Below are 16714 nucleotides of genomic sequence, written 5' to 3'. Positions count from 1 at the left end.
TGGGGCCGCCGCCCGATCGTTCCAGTCAGATTCTTGGTCGGCATGCCGATCATGTGAGTTCCGAAGCATCTTTCTGACTGCAATCAATCCGTCATCTCACACGAGTATTGCCTCTGCAGCGTACCGAGCCTCCCATTCGAGACGACGAGGTCATTCGTGGACAATATCATTCAGGGCATCTCGAATTTCCGCGGAAATATATTTCCCGGACAGCAGAAGGTCTATGAGCAACTCGTCCGCGACGGCCAGAACCCGAGCGCCCTGATCATCGCCTGCGCCGATTCCCGCGTCTCCCCCGAGCACATCACCCAATCCGGCCCCGGCGACCTCTTCGTCTGCCGCAACGCCGGCAACATCGTGCCCCCGTACTCGCAGCATAACGGCGGTGTCTCCTCGGCGATCGAGTACGCCGTCGTGGCGCTCGGCGTGCGCGACATCGTCATCTGCGGCCATTCCGATTGCGGCGCGATGAAGGGGCTGATGATGCCCGAGGCCCTCGAGAAGATGCCGAACGTCGCGGCGTGGCTGAAGCACAGCCAGGCGGCCAGCCGGATCGTCTGCGAGGCCTATCCCGCCGACATGGACCCGAAGGACCGTCACCGCGCCCTGGCGCTGGAGAACGTCGTCGTCCAGCTCAGCAACCTGCGCACGCATCCGAGCGTCGCCTCGGGCCTCGCCAGAGGTCAGTTGCGCCTCCACGGCTGGTTCTTCGAGATCGAGAAGGGCACCGTCCTTGCCTATGACGGCGAGGAGGGAGGCTTCGTTTCGATCGAGGAGAACATCCAGATCAAGGTCGCGCAGGCTCCTTCCGTGAGGGTCGCCGCCCCCGAATTCGCGCGAGCGATGTCGGTCGCGGCCGAATAAGGTCCAACCAACCCCATGCCACAGTCCCTCTCGCGGTTCCTGCCCGCCTCCCTGTCGCGGGACCTGCCCGCCTCCTTCGTCGTGTTCCTGGTGGCGCTGCCACTGTGCATGGGTATCGCCATCGCCTCGGGCGTCCCGCCCGAGCGCGGACTGATCACGGGCATCATCGGCGGCCTCATCGTCGGCATGCTCGCGGGTTCGCCGCTCCAGGTCAGCGGCCCCGCCGCCGGCCTCGCGGTCATCGTCTTCGAGTTCGTGCGCGAGCACGGCATCGGCATGCTCGGCCCCGTGCTGGTGGTGGCCGGCGCGATCCAGATCCTCGCCGGGGCGCTCCGCGTCGGCGGCTGGTTCCGGGCGATCTCGCCGGCCGTCGTGCACGGCATGCTCGCCGGCATCGGCGTGCTGATCGTGCTCGGGCAGATCCACGTGCTCACCGACGCGCTGCCGCAGGCGAGCGGCCTCGACAACCTCGTCGCCATCCCGGCCGCCTTCTTCGACTTCGTGCAGGGCGAGGGCAACAAGACCGGCGCGGTGATCGTCGGCCTCTCGACCATCGTCGGCATGCTCGGCTGGGAGAAGATCCGGCCGGCCCGGCTGAAGATGCTGCCGGGCGCGCTCGTCGGCGTGGTCGCAGGCACCGTCGTCAGCGCCGTCGCCGGCCTTGCCGTCAAGCATGTCGACGTGCCGGATGCGATCCTCTCGACGCTGGCGCTGCCGGCCACCGGCGATTGGGGCCGGCTCTCGGAGCCGACCATGATCGTCATGGCGCTCACCCTCGCCATCATCGCCAGCGCCGAGAGCCTGCTCTCGGCGGCGGCGGTCGACCGGATGCATGACGGCCCGCGCACCCAGTACAACCGGGAGCTCGGCGCGCAGGGCATCGGCAACATGCTGTGCGGCCTCGCCGGCGGCCTGCCGATGACCGGCGTGATCGTGCGCTCCTCGGCCAACGTCCAGGCCGGCGCCGTGAGCCGCGCCTCCGCCGTGATGCACGGCGCCTGGATCCTGGCCTTCCTGATGGCGCTGCCCTGGGCGCTGGAGCTGGTGCCGACGGCGGCGCTCGCCGGCATCCTCGTCGTCACCGGCGTGCGCCTCATCAGCATCGAGCACGCCTTCCACCTTCACCGGCGCCACGGCATCGCGACCGCGGCGATCTGGCTGGTTACCATGCTGACCGTGGTCGGCACCGACCTCCTCACCGGCGTGCTCGTCGGCCTCGGCCTCAGCCTGATCCAGGTGGTTCCGCACCTGCTCCAGAAGGGCCTGCTCAAGATCGAGGGCGGCGCCGCGACGGCCTTCCAGCCCGAGGGCGGCCTCGCGGCCGTCCCGGAGGTCCGACTCTCGGGGTCTGCGACCTTCCTGCAGCTGCCGCACCTGAACGAGGCGCTGGAGCTGACGCCGGTGGGCGGCACCGTCCGCGTCTCCGCGGACAAGCTGGGCCATGTCGACCATACCTGCCTGGAGATGATCCAGGACTGGGCCTCGCGCCGGGCCAAGGCCGGAACGACCTTCGAGGTCGTCGGCGGCTCGGCCAGCCTGCGCGAGAAGCTGACGGCAGCACTTCATCCCGCTGCAGCGCACTAGATCGCGCTGCGTTTTGATCGAATCGATCAGAACGCAGAAAACGTGATCGATCCAAAAGTTGACAGCAGGCTTCGCGCGAAAAAAACGTTACCACTTTTTCGCAGCCTGCTCTGACCGGACGCAGACACGCAAAAGGCCGGCGTGGGATCACCGCGCCGGCCTTTTTCGATGTCGAAGCTCGTTCTACCGAGTGGCGCTGCGGATGCGACGCGCGCCTTCGAAGCGGTTGAGGAAGCGCGGCTCCTTCTCCGGCGCGATGCGGATGGCGAGATGCATCGCGCCGCCCTCCTCCGACTTGCGATCGAGCACCTCGGCATTTTCGTAGAGCCAGTTTAGCGCCGCCCCCTCCTCCGGCCCGAGCTTCACCGCGAAGGTCGAGCGGGCGGTAGCGATGCGCTTCTCGATGCGGGAGGAGAGTGCGTCGAGCCCCTCCCCGGTCAGCGCCGAGACCAGCACGGGGGCTGCGCTGCCGCTCTGATTGCCAAGATTGGCGAGCCGGGTGCGCTCGCCCTCGTGCAGCAGGTCGGCCTTGTTCCAGACCTCGATGATGCGGTCGGCATTCGCCTCGATGCCGAGTTCGCGCAGCACCGTGTCGACGTCCTCGCGCTGCGCTTCCGTGTCGCCGTGCGAGACGTCGCGGACATGCAGCAGGATGTCGGCCTCGATCACGTCCTCCAGTGTGGCGCGAAAGGCGGCGATCAGCGAGGTCGGCAGGTCGGAGATGAATCCGACGGTGTCGGACAGGATCACCGTCTCGCCGTGCGGGAGCTTGGTGGCGCGGGCCGTCGGGTCGAGGGTCGCGAACAGCATGTCCTGCGCCTTCACGTCCGCTTTGGTCAGCGCGTTGAACAGCGTCGACTTGCCGGCATTGGTGTAGCCGACCAGTGCCACGATCGGGTACGGCACCCGCGCCCGGCTGGTGCGGTGCAGGCCGCGGGTCCGGGTCACCGAATCGAGATCGCGCTCGATCTTGGTCATGCGCTCCTGGATCTGGCGGCGGTCGGCCTCGATCTGGGTCTCGCCGGGGCCGCCGAGGAAGCCGAAGCCGCCGCGCTGCCGCTCCAGGTGGGTCCAAGACCGCACGAGCCGGCTCTTCTGGTAGGACAGGTGGGCGTGCTCGACCTGCAGCGTGCCCTCGCGGGTCGAGGCGCGGCGGCCGAAAATCTCGAGGATCAGGCCGGTACGGTCGATGACCTTGGCGCCCCAGGCCTTCTCGAGGTTGCGCTGCTGCACCGGCGAGAGCGCGCAATCGGCGACGACGAGGCCGATCTCTTCCGCCGCGATCAGCCCGGCGATCTCCTCGACCCGGCCCTTGCCGAGATACGTCGAGGGCCGGATGCGCTGGATCTGGACGCTGATCGCCTGCGTCACGTCGAGCTCGATCGCCGCCGCGAGGCCGGTGGCTTCGTCGAGGCGCGCCTCGATCGAGCGCGGGGTCTCGCCGCTACTCGCCGATCGCTCGGCGGCGCGGGTCAGATAGGGTCCGACGACCAATGTGCGGGTCGCGGCCGCGATGTCGCCTTCGGGCGCGGCGTGACGCCGCAGCCGATCTTCGGCGGGGGTCAGCGTCTCAGTCATGAAATCCTCTTGGCATCACGACGACATATCGTGATGCCGCTGCCGTTTCGCACGGGGTTCGCTCGGCGCAACCTCAAGCTGCGCGAGAAAAGGCGTCAAACCTTCTCGGCGGGCGCAGCCTCGTCCGGCTCGAACAACTGTACGGGATGGCCGGGCATGATGGTCGAGATCGCGTGCTTGTAGACGAGCTGCGAATGTCCATCACGGCGCAGAAGCACACAAAAATTGTCGAACCAGGTTACCACGCCCTGAAGCTTGACGCCGTTGACGAGGAAGATCGTGAGCGGGATCTTGTTCTTGCGAACATGGTTGAGAAACGTGTCCTGAAGGTTCTGTGCACGCTCGCCCGCCATTTTTCTTATCCTTTTTTGATTCGTGCCCGCCACTCGGGTGGGTTCTCTTGGTTGGCGACGCGCGTCGGACCGTCCACAGCCGACATTCGGGTCTGACTCCGCAAGCCCTCTCCATTACACGGCGAAGCCTTCGGCGACGCAAGAGGCTTGCGCAGCGGAAGGCTTCTTCTTGGACCGGTCCACAGCAAGGTGGTCCGGTCCAGTGCACCTTCCGACCAGGCAGTCGCAATCGGCCGGCAAAAAGCGCGTCGAGACAGAACCTTGGAGCCGCAGGCCCGATGCAATCGGATCGGATACGGATCCGGAACGATCAGACGTTCAGGGGCCGATTCCGAGGGATTTCAGCTTCCGGTGCAGCGCCGAGCGCTCCATACCGATGAACTCTGCGGTCCGGGAGATGTTTCCGGAGAATCGGGCGATCTGAGCGATCAGATACTCGCGTTCGAAGATCTCGCGCGCCTCACGCAGGGCCAGGCTCATCAGCTTCTCGCCGCCCGCCCCCGTCGGCGTGGTCGGCACCAACGCGCCGACCTCGGTGGGAAGCATCTCCGAGGTGACCTCCTGCTCCGGATCCGTCTTGGTCAGGATCATCAGCCGTTCGACGTTGTTGCGCAGCTGCCGAACGTTGCCGGGCCAGTCGTGCGATTGAAGAACCGCCATCGCATCCTCGGCGATCCGGCGGCGCGGCAGGCCGGTGGCGCCCGAGATCTGCTCCATGAAGAAGGTGATCAGTTCCGGCACGTCCTCGCGGCGCTCGGCGAGGGACGGCACGCGGATCGGCACCACGGAGAGCCGGTGGAACAGGTCCTCGCGAAACCGTCCGCCGGCGATCTCTTCGGCCAGATCGCGCGACGAGGACGAGATGATGCGCACGTCGACATGCACGCGCGTCGTGCCGCCGACCCGCTGGAAGTTCTGGTCGACGAGAACGCGCAGGATCCGGCTCTGCGTCTCCTTGGGCATGTCGGCGACTTCGTCGATGTAGAGCGAGCCGCCATGCGCTTCCTCCAGCGCGCCGACCCTGCGGGTGCGGCCCTCGCCGGCCTCCACGCCGAATAGCTCCGCCTCCATCGTATCGGGTGTGATGGTGGCCGCGTTGATCACCACGAAGGGGCCGCTGGCGCGGGCCGACGTGGTGTGCAGGGTCCGGGCGGCGAGTTCCTTGCCAGAGCCCGGCGCGCCGGAGATCATCACGCGGGCATTGGTCGGCGCGACACGGTCGACGGTCTGGCGCAGCTGGTTCACGGCGACCGAGGCCCCGACGATGCGGTTCGTCTGGCCGCCACGAGTCTTGAGGTCGCGCACCTCGCGCCGCAGCCGCGAGGTCTCCAACGCGCGCTCGGCAACGAGAATCAGCCGGTCGGCCTTGAACGGCTTCTCGATGAAGTCGTAGGCGCCCGACTTGATCGCCGCGACCGCGGTCTCGATGTTGCCATGGCCCGAGATCATCACCACCGGCAGGTCGGGATGGCCGGCCTTGATCAGGTCGAGCACCTGCAGGCCGTCGAGGCGCGAGCCCTGCAGCCAGATGTCGAGGAAGACGAGGTGCGGCCTACGGCTCTCGATCGAGGCGAGCGCCTCGTCCGAACCGGAGGCGGTCCGGGTGCGGTGGCCCTCGTCGTCGAGGATGCCGGAGACGAGGTCGCGAATGTCGGCCTCGTCGTCGACGATCAGGATATCGGCGCTCATGACTGCATCTCCGCGACGCGGGGCGCACTTGAGACGGCGCCCTCCCTGCCAGTGTTGTTGTGAGGAGCCCGCACGGACGCGGCCGCCGCATCGGTGACGGCATCACGCGAGACATCGCGCGGCACCTTCATGCGGACCTGACCGCCCCGTCCGTCGGGATTGTCGTTCAACTCGATCCCGCCGCCATGCTCTTCCAGAACCTTGCTGACGATGGCCAAGCCGAGGCCCGTCCCCCCTTCGCGGGTCGTCATATAGGGCTCGAGCAGGCGCTGGCGTCCCTCGGCGGGAAAGCCTTTTCCGTTGTCGGTGACTTCGATCACCGCGAAGTCCTGTTCGACGAGCAGCCTCAGGCGCACCCGGCCCTGGCCGCCATCCGCCGTCAGCACGTCCTCGGGGACGGCCTGGACCGCCTCGACGGCGTTCTTGAGGATGTTGGTCAGCGCCTGGGACAGGAGCCGGATATCGAAGGCCGCCTCGATCCGTTCCTCCTCGCCGACGCCGTCCACCGAGAACGGGAAATCGAAGTCGGGATGCGCGACGCGCATCATGAAGAGGTTCTGCTTGGCGATCTCGGTGAGATCCTGCCGGGCGATAGCCGGCTTCGGCATCCGGGCGAAGGACGAGAACTCGTCGACCATGCGCTTGATCTCGTCGACCTGGCGCACGATCGTCGCCGTGCACTGGTCGAAGATCTCTTTGTCCTCGACGATCACCTTTCCGTACTTGCGCCGGATGCGCTCGGCCGAGAGCTGGATCGGGGTCAGCGGGTTCTTGATCTCGTGGGCGATGCGGCGCGCCACGTCGGCCCAGGCGGAGGTTCGCTGGGCCGAGACCAGATCGGTGATGTCGTCGAGGGTCACGACGTAGCCGCGTGCCCCGCCCTGAGCCTGCTCGCTCGTGACCCGCACCGCGATGGTGCGCTCGCGGCCGTTGCGCTGGAGCTGGATCTGCTTCTGGAGCGCGCGCTGGCGGCCCTCGCGGGCGCCGCCCTCCTCCGGCAAGAGCGCCGCCAGTTCCGGCACGGCCTGGGTCAGCGGCACGCCGACAAGTTCGCCGGAGGTCAGGCCGAGGGTACGCTCGACGGAGGGGTTGGCGATGGTGATGACCCCGCCCGCGTCGACGCCGATCACCCCCGGCGAGACGCCCGACAGCACGGCCTCGGTGAAGCGCCGGCGGCGGTCGATCAGCTCGCTCGCGGCGGTCAGCCCGTCATGCTGGCGGCGGAGTTCCTGTGTCATCTTGTTGAAGCTATCGCCGAGATGGCCGAGATCGCCGTCGTCCCTGCGGGCAGGCACCTGCGCGTAGAAGTTGCCCGAGGCGACTTGGTCGGCGGCGTTGATCAGGCGGCGGATCGGCTCGACGAAGCGGTTGGCGAAGCTGAGCCCGAACCAGACCGCCGAGAGCAGGGTGATCAGCGCGATCAGCAGGAAGACCGAGGCGAAGGCGATCTGGATCGAGCGCTTGAGCGAATCGTAGGTGAGGTATTCGGCCGCCGCCGCGCGCGAGACGCCGGGGAAGTCGATGGCGAGCTGACTGACCTCGCGCTGCACGAGGAGCACCGCGTTGTCGTAGGCCGGCATCCGCAGCAGGGCGGCGAAGACCCGGCCCTCGTTCGGCAGCAGGCAGATCGGATCGCTCGATTTCGCCGCGTCCTCGAAGGCCGCTGCCGAGGGCAGGCGCGTCTGCTTGAGGATGTCGATCTGGGCGCGGGCGACCACGTCGTTCGGCCCGCGCATGATCTTGGCGATCGGCAGGCCGAGCGCCTGGGCGCGCGTCGTCATGAAGCTCTCGAACCACTCGCGGTTCACGTCGAATTGCGGGCGGGCGCGGGTCAGATCGTCGGTGAGGATGCGGATCTCGCGCGCCAGCGACTGGCACTGGTTCTCCTGGTAGGCGTCGGCGACCTCGACGGATTTCAGCACCACGTCCCGGACCCGGTCGGTGAAGCCGAGGGACAGCCCGCGATCGATGGTGATCGAGGCGACGACGGCGAGCAGGATGGTCGGCAGGATCGCGATCAGGCTGAACAGGCCTACGATGCGCGAATGCAGGCGCGCCACCGCCGCATGGGCCTTGCGGGCATGCAGGAAGACTCGCGCCTCCCAGGCGATGACGACGACGAGGCCGAGGACGAGGGCGGCGTTGATGGCGAGCAATGCCACGCCGGTGGCGGGCTTCGGCGTCACCTTGATCAGCCCTGCGAGCATCATGAAGGTGACGCTGGCCGAGACGAGGGCCGTGGCGACCACGGCCGCGCCGATCCAGCCCGGTCCGCGGGGCGCCGAGGACGGCGCCGCGGCCCGGCCGGTATCCGCATCGGAGGCGGAGGTTTTCCTGATCCATTGCGTCAGCGGCATGGCTGATGCAGGGCCACAACAGTGTGGCGAAATTAATACGAATCGGGCCGAATTGCCGCCCGATCGATCAAACGGCCACGGTGGCCCTACCCGCCCTGCGGGTTAGCGCGAGGTGCGGAACACCTGCAGGTCGAGATCGCGCACCTTCTTCCGCAGCGTGTTGCGGTTCACGCCGAGCAGTTCGGCCGCGCGGATCTGGTTGCCGCGCGTGGCGGCGAGCGCAGCGCCGATCAGCGGGCCTTCGATCTCGCGCAGGATGCGGTGATACAGGCCGGGCGGCGGCAGGCTGTCCTTGTAGCCGGAGAAGTACTCGGACATGTGCCGCTCGACCGCGCCCGAAAGCGTCTCGTTGTCGCCGACCTTGCGGGCGCTCCCGTTCAGCGATTGCGGCTGGGCCAGCGGCAGGGTGTCGAGTTCGGCCTCGATCACCGGGCCGGTGATGGTCTCCTGCGGATAGAGGGCGGCGAGGCGCCGGACGAGGTTTTCGAGCTCGCGCACGTTGCCGGGCCAGCGGTAGCGCTTCAGGCGCTCCATGGCCTCGCCGTCGAGCTGCTTGCGGCTCAGGCCCTCGCGCTCGACGAGGACGAAGAAGTGCCGGATCAGATCGGGCACGTCTTCCGAGCGCTCGCGGAGTGCCGGCAGCCGCAACGGCACGACGTTGATGCGGAAGAACAGGTCCTCGCGGAAGATGCCCTGCTGGATCGAGACGCGCAGGTCCTTGTTGGTCGCGGCGATGATGCGGACGTTGGTCTTGATCGGTACCCGCCCGCCGACGGTGGTGTACTCGCCCTGCTGCAGCACGCGGAGCAGCCGGGTCTGCGCCTCCATCGGCATGTCGCCGATCTCGTCGAGGAAGAGCGTACCGCCCTCAGCCTGCTCGAAGCGGCCGGCCGAGCGGGTCAGCGCGCCGGTGAAGGCGCCCTTCTCGTGGCCGAACAGTTCCGATTCGATCAGGTCGCGCGGGATCGCCGCCATGTTGACCGGCACGAAGGGGCCGGCCCGGCGGCGGCCGTAATCGTGCAGCGCCCGGGCGACGAGTTCCTTGCCGGTCCCCGATTCGCCGGTGATCATCACCGTGAGGTCGGTGGGCATCAGCCGGGCGAGGGCCCGGTAGATCTCCTGCATCGCGGGCGAGCGCCCGACGAGGGGGATGTCGTCGTTCTCCGGCCCGGCACCCGGCGCCGGCGTGCCGCGCGGCCGGGAAAGCGCGCGGCCGACGATCGCCGTCAGCTCCTTCAGATCGAAGGGTTTGGGCAGATACTCGTAAGCTCCGCGCTCCGAGGCGCGGATGGCGGTCATGAAGGTGTTCTGCGCGCTCATCACGATGATCGGCAGATCGGGCCGCACCCGCTTGATGCGGGGCAGCAGGTCGAACACGTTCTCGTCCGGCATCACCACGTCGGTGATGACGAGATCGCCCTCGCCCTGGGCCACCCAACGCCACAGCGTCGCGCAATTGCCCGTGGAGCGGACCTCGTAGCCGGCCCGGGACAATGCCTGGTTGAGCACGGTCCGGATCGCTGCGTCGTCGTCCGCGACGATGATGTTGCCGTTCGGCATATCGGTTTACTCGGGCTCCGAACTCACGGCTCCACCGCCGAGGCACGCCCGTCCCGGGCGCTGGACATGGGCAGAAGGATGCGGAAGGCAGTGCGGCGGGGAACGGGATCGCATTCGACGATACCGCCATGGTCGCCGACGATTTTCGCCACCAATGCAAGACCCAGGCCCGATCCCTGCGCCTTCGTCGTCACGAAGGGGTCGAACAGGTCGGGAAGCAGTTCCGCGGAGATGCCCGGCCCGTTGTCGCGCACGGCCACCTCGATCGGTAGGCTGACGCGCTCGCGCGAGCCCGGCACCTGCAGGCGCAGACCGGTGCGGAAGGCGGTCGACAGGGTGATCTCGCCCTCGACAGAATCGGCACCGATCGCCTCCGCGGCGTTCTTCACGAGGTTCAGGATCACCTGGACGAGCTGGTCGCGGCTGCCGAGGACCGGCGGCAGCGAGGGATCGTAGTTTTCGACGAAGCGGATGTGACGGCCGAAGCCGGACTGGGCCGAGCGCTTCACCTGGTCGAGCACGCCATGCACGTTGACCGGCCCGCGCTCGACGGGACGCTCCTCGCCAAAGAGCTCCATGCGCTCGACGATGCGCACGATCCGGTCGGATTCGTCGCAGATCAGCTGGGTGAGGACGCGGTCCTCCTCCACGCCGGACTGTTCGAGCAGCTGCGCGGCGCCGCGGATGCCGGCGAGCGGGTTCTTGATCTCGTGGGCGAGCATGGCGCCGAGGGCCACCATCGAGCGGGCGGCGCCGCGATGGGTGAGCTGGCGGTTCATCTTGTCGGCGATGGTGCGCTCCTGGAGCATCAGCACCACGTTGTCGCCGCCGTCGCCGAGATGCGTCGCGAACACGTCGACACTGCGCTCCAAGCCCGTGCGCGGCTGGATCAGCTCGACCCGGTACTCGCTGACGCTGGAGCGTCGGTTCCGCACCTCGGCGACGATCGCCACGATCGGCGAGGCGAACGGGAAGATGTCGCGCAGCCGGCCGCGCTTCATCAGCCGGACCGACGCGTCGAAGAAGTTCTCGGCGGCGTGATTGGCGTGGAGGATGCGCTCGTCGGTGCCGATGGTGAGGACCGGCAGAGGCAGAGCGTTGATGATCGCCTCCGGCGTGAGGCTTCCGATGGGAAAGGCGCTGCTCTCGCTAGTCATCGCGACTACGCAGCCTCGCCGAGGGATTCGAGGACGCCGTCGGCGGGGTCGAGAAACGCCCGGCGCAGCAGCGCGAGGGCTTCCGCCGGGTCGCTCGTCGTGAGCAGGCGCGTGCGGTCGGGCTGGCCGAGTGCGCCCGGCCCGGCATGGTCGACATAGGCCGCGAGATGCTTGCGGGCGTGCCGCACGCCCATCGCTGCGCCATAGAGCGCGATCAGCCCTCGGTAGTGCTCGCAGGCCGTCTCCGCGCGCTGCTCCCGCGAGAGATCGGCCACCGGTTGCCCCCCGAGGCCCGCTGCGATGGCACCCACCAGCCAGGGCCGGCCGAGCGCCGCCCGGCCGATCATCACGCCGGCCGCCCCCGAGGCGGCGAGACAGGCGCGGGCGTCGTCGAGGCTCGCGACGTCGCCGTTGGCGATGACGGGGATGCGCACCGCCTGGACCACGGCGCGGATCGCCGACCAGTCCGCGCTGCCCTTGTAGAATTGCTGCCGGGTGCGGCCATGGACGGTGACGCCGTTCAGGCCGAGGCCCTCGGCCCGTTGCGCCAGTAGGGCGGCGTTAACGGTCGCATGATCCCAGCCGAGGCGCATCTTGACGGTGACGGGTACGGCGACCGCGTCGCGCACGGCGCCGAGGAGGCGGGCGGCGTTGTCGAGGTCGCGCATCAGGGCCGAGCCCGCCGCGCCGCCGGTAACCGTCTTGGCCGGGCAGCCCATGTTCACGTCGATCACGTCGGCGCCGTTCGCGACGGCGATCTCGGCCGCCCGCGCCATCGGCTCCGGTGCGCAGCCCGCGAGCTGGACGATGTGCGGCGACACGCCCGCGCCCTCCGCGCGGACCTGCGATTCGGCGTCGCCGCGGGCGAGTTCGGCGGCGGCGACCATCTCGGAGACCACGGCGCTCGCGCCGGCGCGGCGGGCAATCCGGCGCATGTGCAGATCGGTCACGCCCGACAGCGGCGCCAGCAGGACCGGCGGTGCCATGCCCGGCCCCGCCTTCATTCCGCCGAGAACGCTCAAATAATGGTCAGCCGTCATTCTGCACAACAAATAGACAAATGCGCTCGGATGCAAGCGCTACCTCGGTTTGCCTTCACCTTGGGCACCGATTATGAGCGCAGCCGACTTCGCCATGATGTCGCAGAGGCCCCCGATGTCCGAGTCCGCCGCAAGGCCCCTGACCGCAGCGGTGGTCGTCGCGGCCGGCAAGGGCCTGCGCATCGGCGGCGACCTGCCGAAGCAGTATCGCCGAGTTGGTGGACGGGCCGTCCTGACGCGGACTCTGGCCGCCCTGGCAAGCCATCCCGGCATCGACCGCATCCAGCCTGTGATCGCGCCCGACGCCGCCGACTTCTTTCGCGAGTGCCTTGCCGATCTCGAACCGGACCTCGGCCGAAAGCTATTGGCGCCCGTCGATGGCGGGGCGACCCGCCAGCAATCCGTCCGTGCCGGCCTCGAAGCCCTGGCCTGCGGAGAGGCGCCGGACCTCGTGCTCGTCCACGACGCCGCCCGCCCCTACGTGGCGACGGACCTGATCGACCGCGCCATCGCGGCCGGCCGCGCCCATGGCGCGGCGGTGCCGGGCGTGGCGGTCTCCGACACGATCAAGCTGGTCCAGCCGATCGCCCCCGGCATCGGCCGCGTCCACGAGACGCCGGCCCGCGAATCGCTGCGCGCCGTGCAGACGCCGCAGGCCTTCGTCTATGCGACGCTGGTCGACGCGCATCGCCGTGCCGTGGCGGAAAACCGCGACGGCTTCACCGACGACGGCGCGCTCGCCGAATGGGCCGGGCTTGCGGTGGTGGTGTTCGAGGGCGACGCCGCCAACCGCAAGATCACGCAACCGAGCGACCTGATCGACGCCGACCGCACTTTCTCGGAACGCGCCGACGCGGTATCTGCATCAGCCATGACAACCCTCGTCTCCCACCTCGCCACCGGCTTCGACGTCCACAAGTTCGGACCGGGCGACCATGTCTGGCTCGGCGGGATCAAGATCCCGGCGGATCGCGGCGTGATCGCGCATTCCGACGGTGACGTGGTGCTGCATGCGCTCACCGACGCGCTGCTCGGCACCATCGCCGACGGCGACATCGGCACGCATTTCCCGCCGAGCGACGAGAAGTGGCGGGGCGCGGCCTCCGACCAGTTCCTGGCGCACGCCGTCGAACTGGTGCGCGCCCGAGGCGGCCGGATCGACCATCTCGACATCACTGTACTGGCCGAGGCCCCGCGCATCGGCGCGCACCGTGAGGCGATCCGCGCCCGCGTCGCCGAGATCGCCGGCATCCCGGTCGGCTGCGTCTCGATCAAGGCGACCACCACGGAAACGCTCGGCTTCGTCGGCCGCGCCGAGGGCCTCGCCGCACAGGCCGCCGCCAGCGTGCGCCTGCCGGAAATCTGCGCCGAACTCGACGCCGAGGCGGAGCAGGCCGCCCGCCAGTCGTGATCGAAGACGCCGCGCTCCTCGCCCGTGCCGAGGCGCTGGTGAAGGCCTACACGGCGGCGGGCAAAAAGATCGCGACGGCGGAATCCTGCACCGGCGGCCTCGTTGCCGCGCTGCTCACGGCGATTTCAGGATCGTCGAAGGTCGTGGAGCGCGGCTTCGTCACCTATTCGAACGAGGCGAAGGCCGAGATGCTGGGCGTCTCGACGGCGATTCTCGCCGCGCATGGCGCCGTCAGCGAGCAGACCGCCCGCGCCATGGCCGAGGGCGCGCTCGCGCATTCACAGGCCGACGTCGCGGTCTCGATCACCGGAATCGCCGGCCCCGATGGCGGCTCTCCTGACAAGCCTGTCGGGCTCGTGCATTTCGGCCTTGGCCGGACAGGCACGCAGACACGGCATCTGGAGCGGCGCTACGGCTCACTCGATCGCGGCGACATCCGGCGCCGCGCCGTCGAGGATGCGCTCGGGCTTCTCGAAGGCGCGCTGGCCTGATCGGCAACCGATTTGCTGGACTGAATGGCACGATCGAAGTGAGCACCGTCCCGGCCGATCGCACGGGGACCGGTGCGCTGGCGCACATCGGCGTTCGGATACTTTGCACGTTCTGAACGGCAGTGCATCTATCGATCGACCCGAATAGCCGCGATTTTTATTTTTCAATACATTACGTACTATGAAATATACTCTATCAATAGATCGAATTTGAAAAAATACTGTTCAATCTACGAATTTGCGAAGTCCAGTCGCGGCTGCTATCCACCGACTCGGCTGCAATTCAAACGAGGGAGGCCGCATGTTTAAAATTCGTCTCGCCTCTCCCGCCGGCCAGCGTTAGCTCGCTGAGCCTGCCATCCGCACCGGCCTGACGGCCGCCGCGGACATCGCAACCCTTCTTCCCGATCCGACCGCGACCGACGGCGTCATGCCGTGGCGACGCGCGTCCGTTGATGGAGCCGGCGTGTTTTCGCGCGTCGGGACAATTTCATGACTCTTCGTTCTCCCCGGCGCGGCGGCGCGCTCGGCCGCGTCCTCGTCTTCGTCTCCCGCCAATGGCGGCTGCGCTCCGGCCTCGTCTCTGCGCTCCTGGCGGCGACGATCCTGGCGACGCTCGCCGACGTGCTGCTGCCGCTCTATGCCGGCCGCCTCGTCGACGCGCTGACCCAATGCGATCGCAATGCCGCGCTCGACACGGCCTTGTGGGCCTTCGCGGCGATGGCCGTGCTCGGCCTGTTCACGATCGGCTTCCGCCACCTCGCCTGGAGCCTGGTGGTGCCGCTGACGCTCGGCATGATGTCCGACGTGGCGCAAGCGAGTTTCCGCCGAGTGCAGCGCCTGTCGACCGATTGGCACGCCAACAGCTTCTCCGGCTCGACCGTCCGCAAGATCTCGCGCGGGATGTGGGCGCTCGACGGTCTCAACGACGTCGTGCTGCTCTCACTGGTGCCGACGCTGATCGTGCTGCTCGGCACGATGGTGATGCTCGGCCTGCACTGGCCGGCCATGGGCGCCCTCGTGGGCGTCGCGACGCTCCTCTACGTCTTCACGGCCGGGTACCTCGCGACGCGGGTGATCGCCCCGGCGGCACAGCTCTCGAACACCCTCGATACCCGGCTCGGCGGCGTGCTCAGCGACGCCATCGGCAACAATGCGGTGGTGAAGGCCTTCGGCGCGGAGGCGCGGGAGGACGCGCGGCTCGCCCGCACCTTCGGCAAGTGGAAGCGGCGGACCTGGCGCACCTGGATGCGGGTGACCTGGAGCGGCACGGTGCAGTTCGTGCTGCTGCTCGTCTTCCGCACGGCGCTGGTCGGGCTCGCGCTATGGCTGTGGTGGCACGAGGCGGCGAGCGCCGGCGAGGTCGCGACCGTGCTCACGAGCTACTTCGTGCTGCACGGCTACCTCCGCGACATCGGCGGCCACATCAACCACCTGCAGCGCGCGGTGAACGAGATGGAGGAGCTGGTCGACCTCGAAGCCGAGCCCTACGGCGTCGCGGATCTCGCTGAGGCGCGTCCGCTCGCCGTCGGCGGCGGGGCCGTGCGCTTCGACGACGTGACCTTCCACTATGCCGGCCACGACACGCCGCTCTACCAGCACGTCTCGGTGACGATCCCGGCCGGGCAGCGGGTCGGCCTCGTCGGGCGCTCGGGCTCCGGCAAGACGACCTTCGTCAAGCTGATCCAGCGGCTCTACGACGTCACCGGCGGCCGCATCCTGATCGACGGGCAGGACGTGGCGGGGGCGACGCAGGGGTCCTTGCGCTCGCAGATCGCAATCGTGCCGCAGGAGCCGGTGCTGTTCCACCGCTCGATTGCGGAGAACATCGCCTATGCCCGGCCGGACGCCTCCCTGGCCGAGATCGAGCGGGCGGCAGGGCTCGCCAACGCGCACGACTTCATCGCGCGGCTGCCGAAGGGCTACGCCACGCTGGTGGGCGAGCGCGGCATCAAGCTCTCGGGCGGCGAGCGCCAGCGCGTGGCGCTCGCCCGCGCCTTCCTGGCGGACGCGCCGATCCTGATTCTCGACGAGGCGACGTCCAGTCTCGATTCGGAATCGGAAGCACTGATCCAGGAAGCGATGGAGCGGCTGATGCGCGGGCGCACGGCGATCGTGATCGCGCACCGTCTCTCGACGGTGCAGGCCCTCGACCGCATCCTCGTGTTCGACCGCGGCCGCATCGTCGAGGACGGGCCGCACGCCGCCCTGATACGCCGTCCGAACGGAGCCTACCGGGCGCTGTTCGAGAAGCAGACCGTGCTGGCGGAGAGCGCGTGAGGCTGCTGTTCGTCTGCGGTCGGGCCCGCCTCCGGAGCCCGACCGCAGAGCAGATCTTTTGTCGGTACGACGGTCTGGAGACGGCCTCGGCCGGGGTTTCGGCGGATGCCGACGAGCCGGTCACGGCCGAGCATCTCGCATGGGCCGATATCGTCTTCGTGATGGAGCGTGGGCATCGCCGGAAGCTTCAGCGGCGGTTCCGGTCGGCGCTCAAGCATGCCCGGCTGATCTGCCTCGATATTCCGGACGACTGTGCGTTTATGGACCCGGCGTTGGTGCGGTTGCTCGAGACGAAGGTACGGCCGCCTCTCCGATGATGTCGAGCCGTCATTGCGGGCGCAGCGAGGCAA

Annotated in this window: 13 protein-coding genes; 6 read left to right on the top strand and 7 right to left on the bottom strand. The window is 68.4% G+C overall.

Features of this window, described 5'->3' with window-relative positions:
• The first annotated feature begins 156 nt into the window (after positions 1 to 156).
• Together MFF07_RS03990 and MFF07_RS03985 are read left to right on the top strand one after the other, a co-directional pair.
• A complete protein-coding gene (locus tag MFF07_RS03990; RefSeq protein WP_147813613.1) occupies positions 157 to 864 on the top strand; it encodes a carbonic anhydrase in 708 nt (235 codons plus the stop codon).
• A 15-nt stretch (positions 865 to 879) separates the two neighbouring features.
• Positions 880 to 2448, top strand: a complete 1569-nt coding sequence (locus MFF07_RS03985) for a SulP family inorganic anion transporter (RefSeq protein ID WP_147813611.1) — start codon at positions 880 to 882, stop codon at positions 2446 to 2448.
• A 183-nt stretch (positions 2449 to 2631) separates the two neighbouring features.
• On the opposite strand, the gene hflX is transcribed toward MFF07_RS03985, so the two are convergent.
• The 7 genes from hflX to dusB form a co-directional block, all read right to left on the bottom strand.
• A complete protein-coding gene (gene hflX, locus MFF07_RS03980) occupies positions 2632 to 4026 on the bottom strand; it encodes a GTPase HflX (protein WP_147813609.1) in 1395 nt (464 codons plus the stop codon).
• A gap of 95 nt (positions 4027 to 4121) precedes the next feature.
• Positions 4122 to 4379, bottom strand: a complete 258-nt coding sequence (hfq, locus tag MFF07_RS03975; protein ID WP_147080744.1) for an RNA chaperone Hfq — start codon at positions 4377 to 4379, stop codon at positions 4122 to 4124.
• A 318-nt stretch (positions 4380 to 4697) separates the two neighbouring features.
• Positions 4698 to 6068, bottom strand: coding sequence for a nitrogen assimilation response regulator NtrX (gene ntrX, locus MFF07_RS03970; protein WP_147813607.1), 1371 nt, complete (start codon positions 6066 to 6068; stop codon positions 4698 to 4700).
• Entirely contained in the window at positions 6065 to 8425 is a 2361-nt protein-coding gene (locus MFF07_RS03965) for a sensor histidine kinase NtrY-like (RefSeq protein WP_147813605.1), read from the bottom strand. The genes ntrX and MFF07_RS03965 overlap by 4 nt, the downstream gene beginning before the upstream one ends.
• Before the next feature lie 102 nt (positions 8426 to 8527).
• The gene (gene ntrC, locus MFF07_RS03960; RefSeq protein WP_147813603.1) at positions 8528 to 9985 is read right to left on the bottom strand and encodes a nitrogen regulation protein NR(I); all 1458 of its coding nucleotides are present in this window, start codon (positions 9983 to 9985) and stop codon (positions 8528 to 8530) included.
• A 23-nt stretch (positions 9986 to 10008) separates the two neighbouring features.
• Entirely contained in the window at positions 10009 to 11142 is a 1134-nt protein-coding gene (locus tag MFF07_RS03955; protein ID WP_238230741.1) for a two-component system sensor histidine kinase NtrB, read from the bottom strand.
• A gap of 5 nt (positions 11143 to 11147) precedes the next feature.
• On the bottom strand, positions 11148 to 12182 hold the full coding sequence (dusB, locus tag MFF07_RS03950) for a tRNA dihydrouridine synthase DusB (RefSeq protein ID WP_147813599.1): 1035 nt from the start codon (positions 12180 to 12182) through the stop codon (positions 11148 to 11150).
• Between the two features lie 115 nt (positions 12183 to 12297).
• Here dusB and MFF07_RS03945 point away from each other — a divergent pair, with 115 nt between their 5' ends.
• The 4 genes from MFF07_RS03945 to MFF07_RS03930 all read left to right on the top strand — a co-directional run bounded on the left by MFF07_RS03945 (position 12298) and on the right by MFF07_RS03930 (position 16681).
• Positions 12298 to 13593 (top strand): bifunctional 2-C-methyl-D-erythritol 4-phosphate cytidylyltransferase/2-C-methyl-D-erythritol 2,4-cyclodiphosphate synthase, encoded by a 1296-nt coding sequence (locus tag MFF07_RS03945; protein ID WP_147813597.1) that lies wholly within the window; start codon positions 12298 to 12300, stop codon positions 13591 to 13593.
• Entirely contained in the window at positions 13590 to 14084 is a 495-nt protein-coding gene (locus MFF07_RS03940; protein ID WP_238230738.1) for a CinA family protein, read from the top strand. The genes MFF07_RS03945 and MFF07_RS03940 overlap by 4 nt, the downstream gene beginning before the upstream one ends.
• Before the next feature lie 492 nt (positions 14085 to 14576).
• Positions 14577 to 16364, top strand: a complete 1788-nt coding sequence (locus tag MFF07_RS03935; protein WP_238230736.1) for an ABC transporter ATP-binding protein — start codon at positions 14577 to 14579, stop codon at positions 16362 to 16364.
• Positions 16361 to 16681, top strand: coding sequence for a low molecular weight protein tyrosine phosphatase family protein (locus MFF07_RS03930; RefSeq protein ID WP_238230734.1), 321 nt, complete (start codon positions 16361 to 16363; stop codon positions 16679 to 16681). The genes MFF07_RS03935 and MFF07_RS03930 overlap by 4 nt, the downstream gene beginning before the upstream one ends.
• Positions 16682 to 16714 lie beyond the last annotated feature (33 nt).

It is taken from the genome of Methylobacterium thuringiense (assembly GCF_022179645.1).
Lineage (GTDB): Bacteria > Pseudomonadota > Alphaproteobacteria > Rhizobiales > Beijerinckiaceae > Methylobacterium > Methylobacterium thuringiense.
This window is presented reverse-complemented; position numbering and strand designations above follow the sequence as displayed.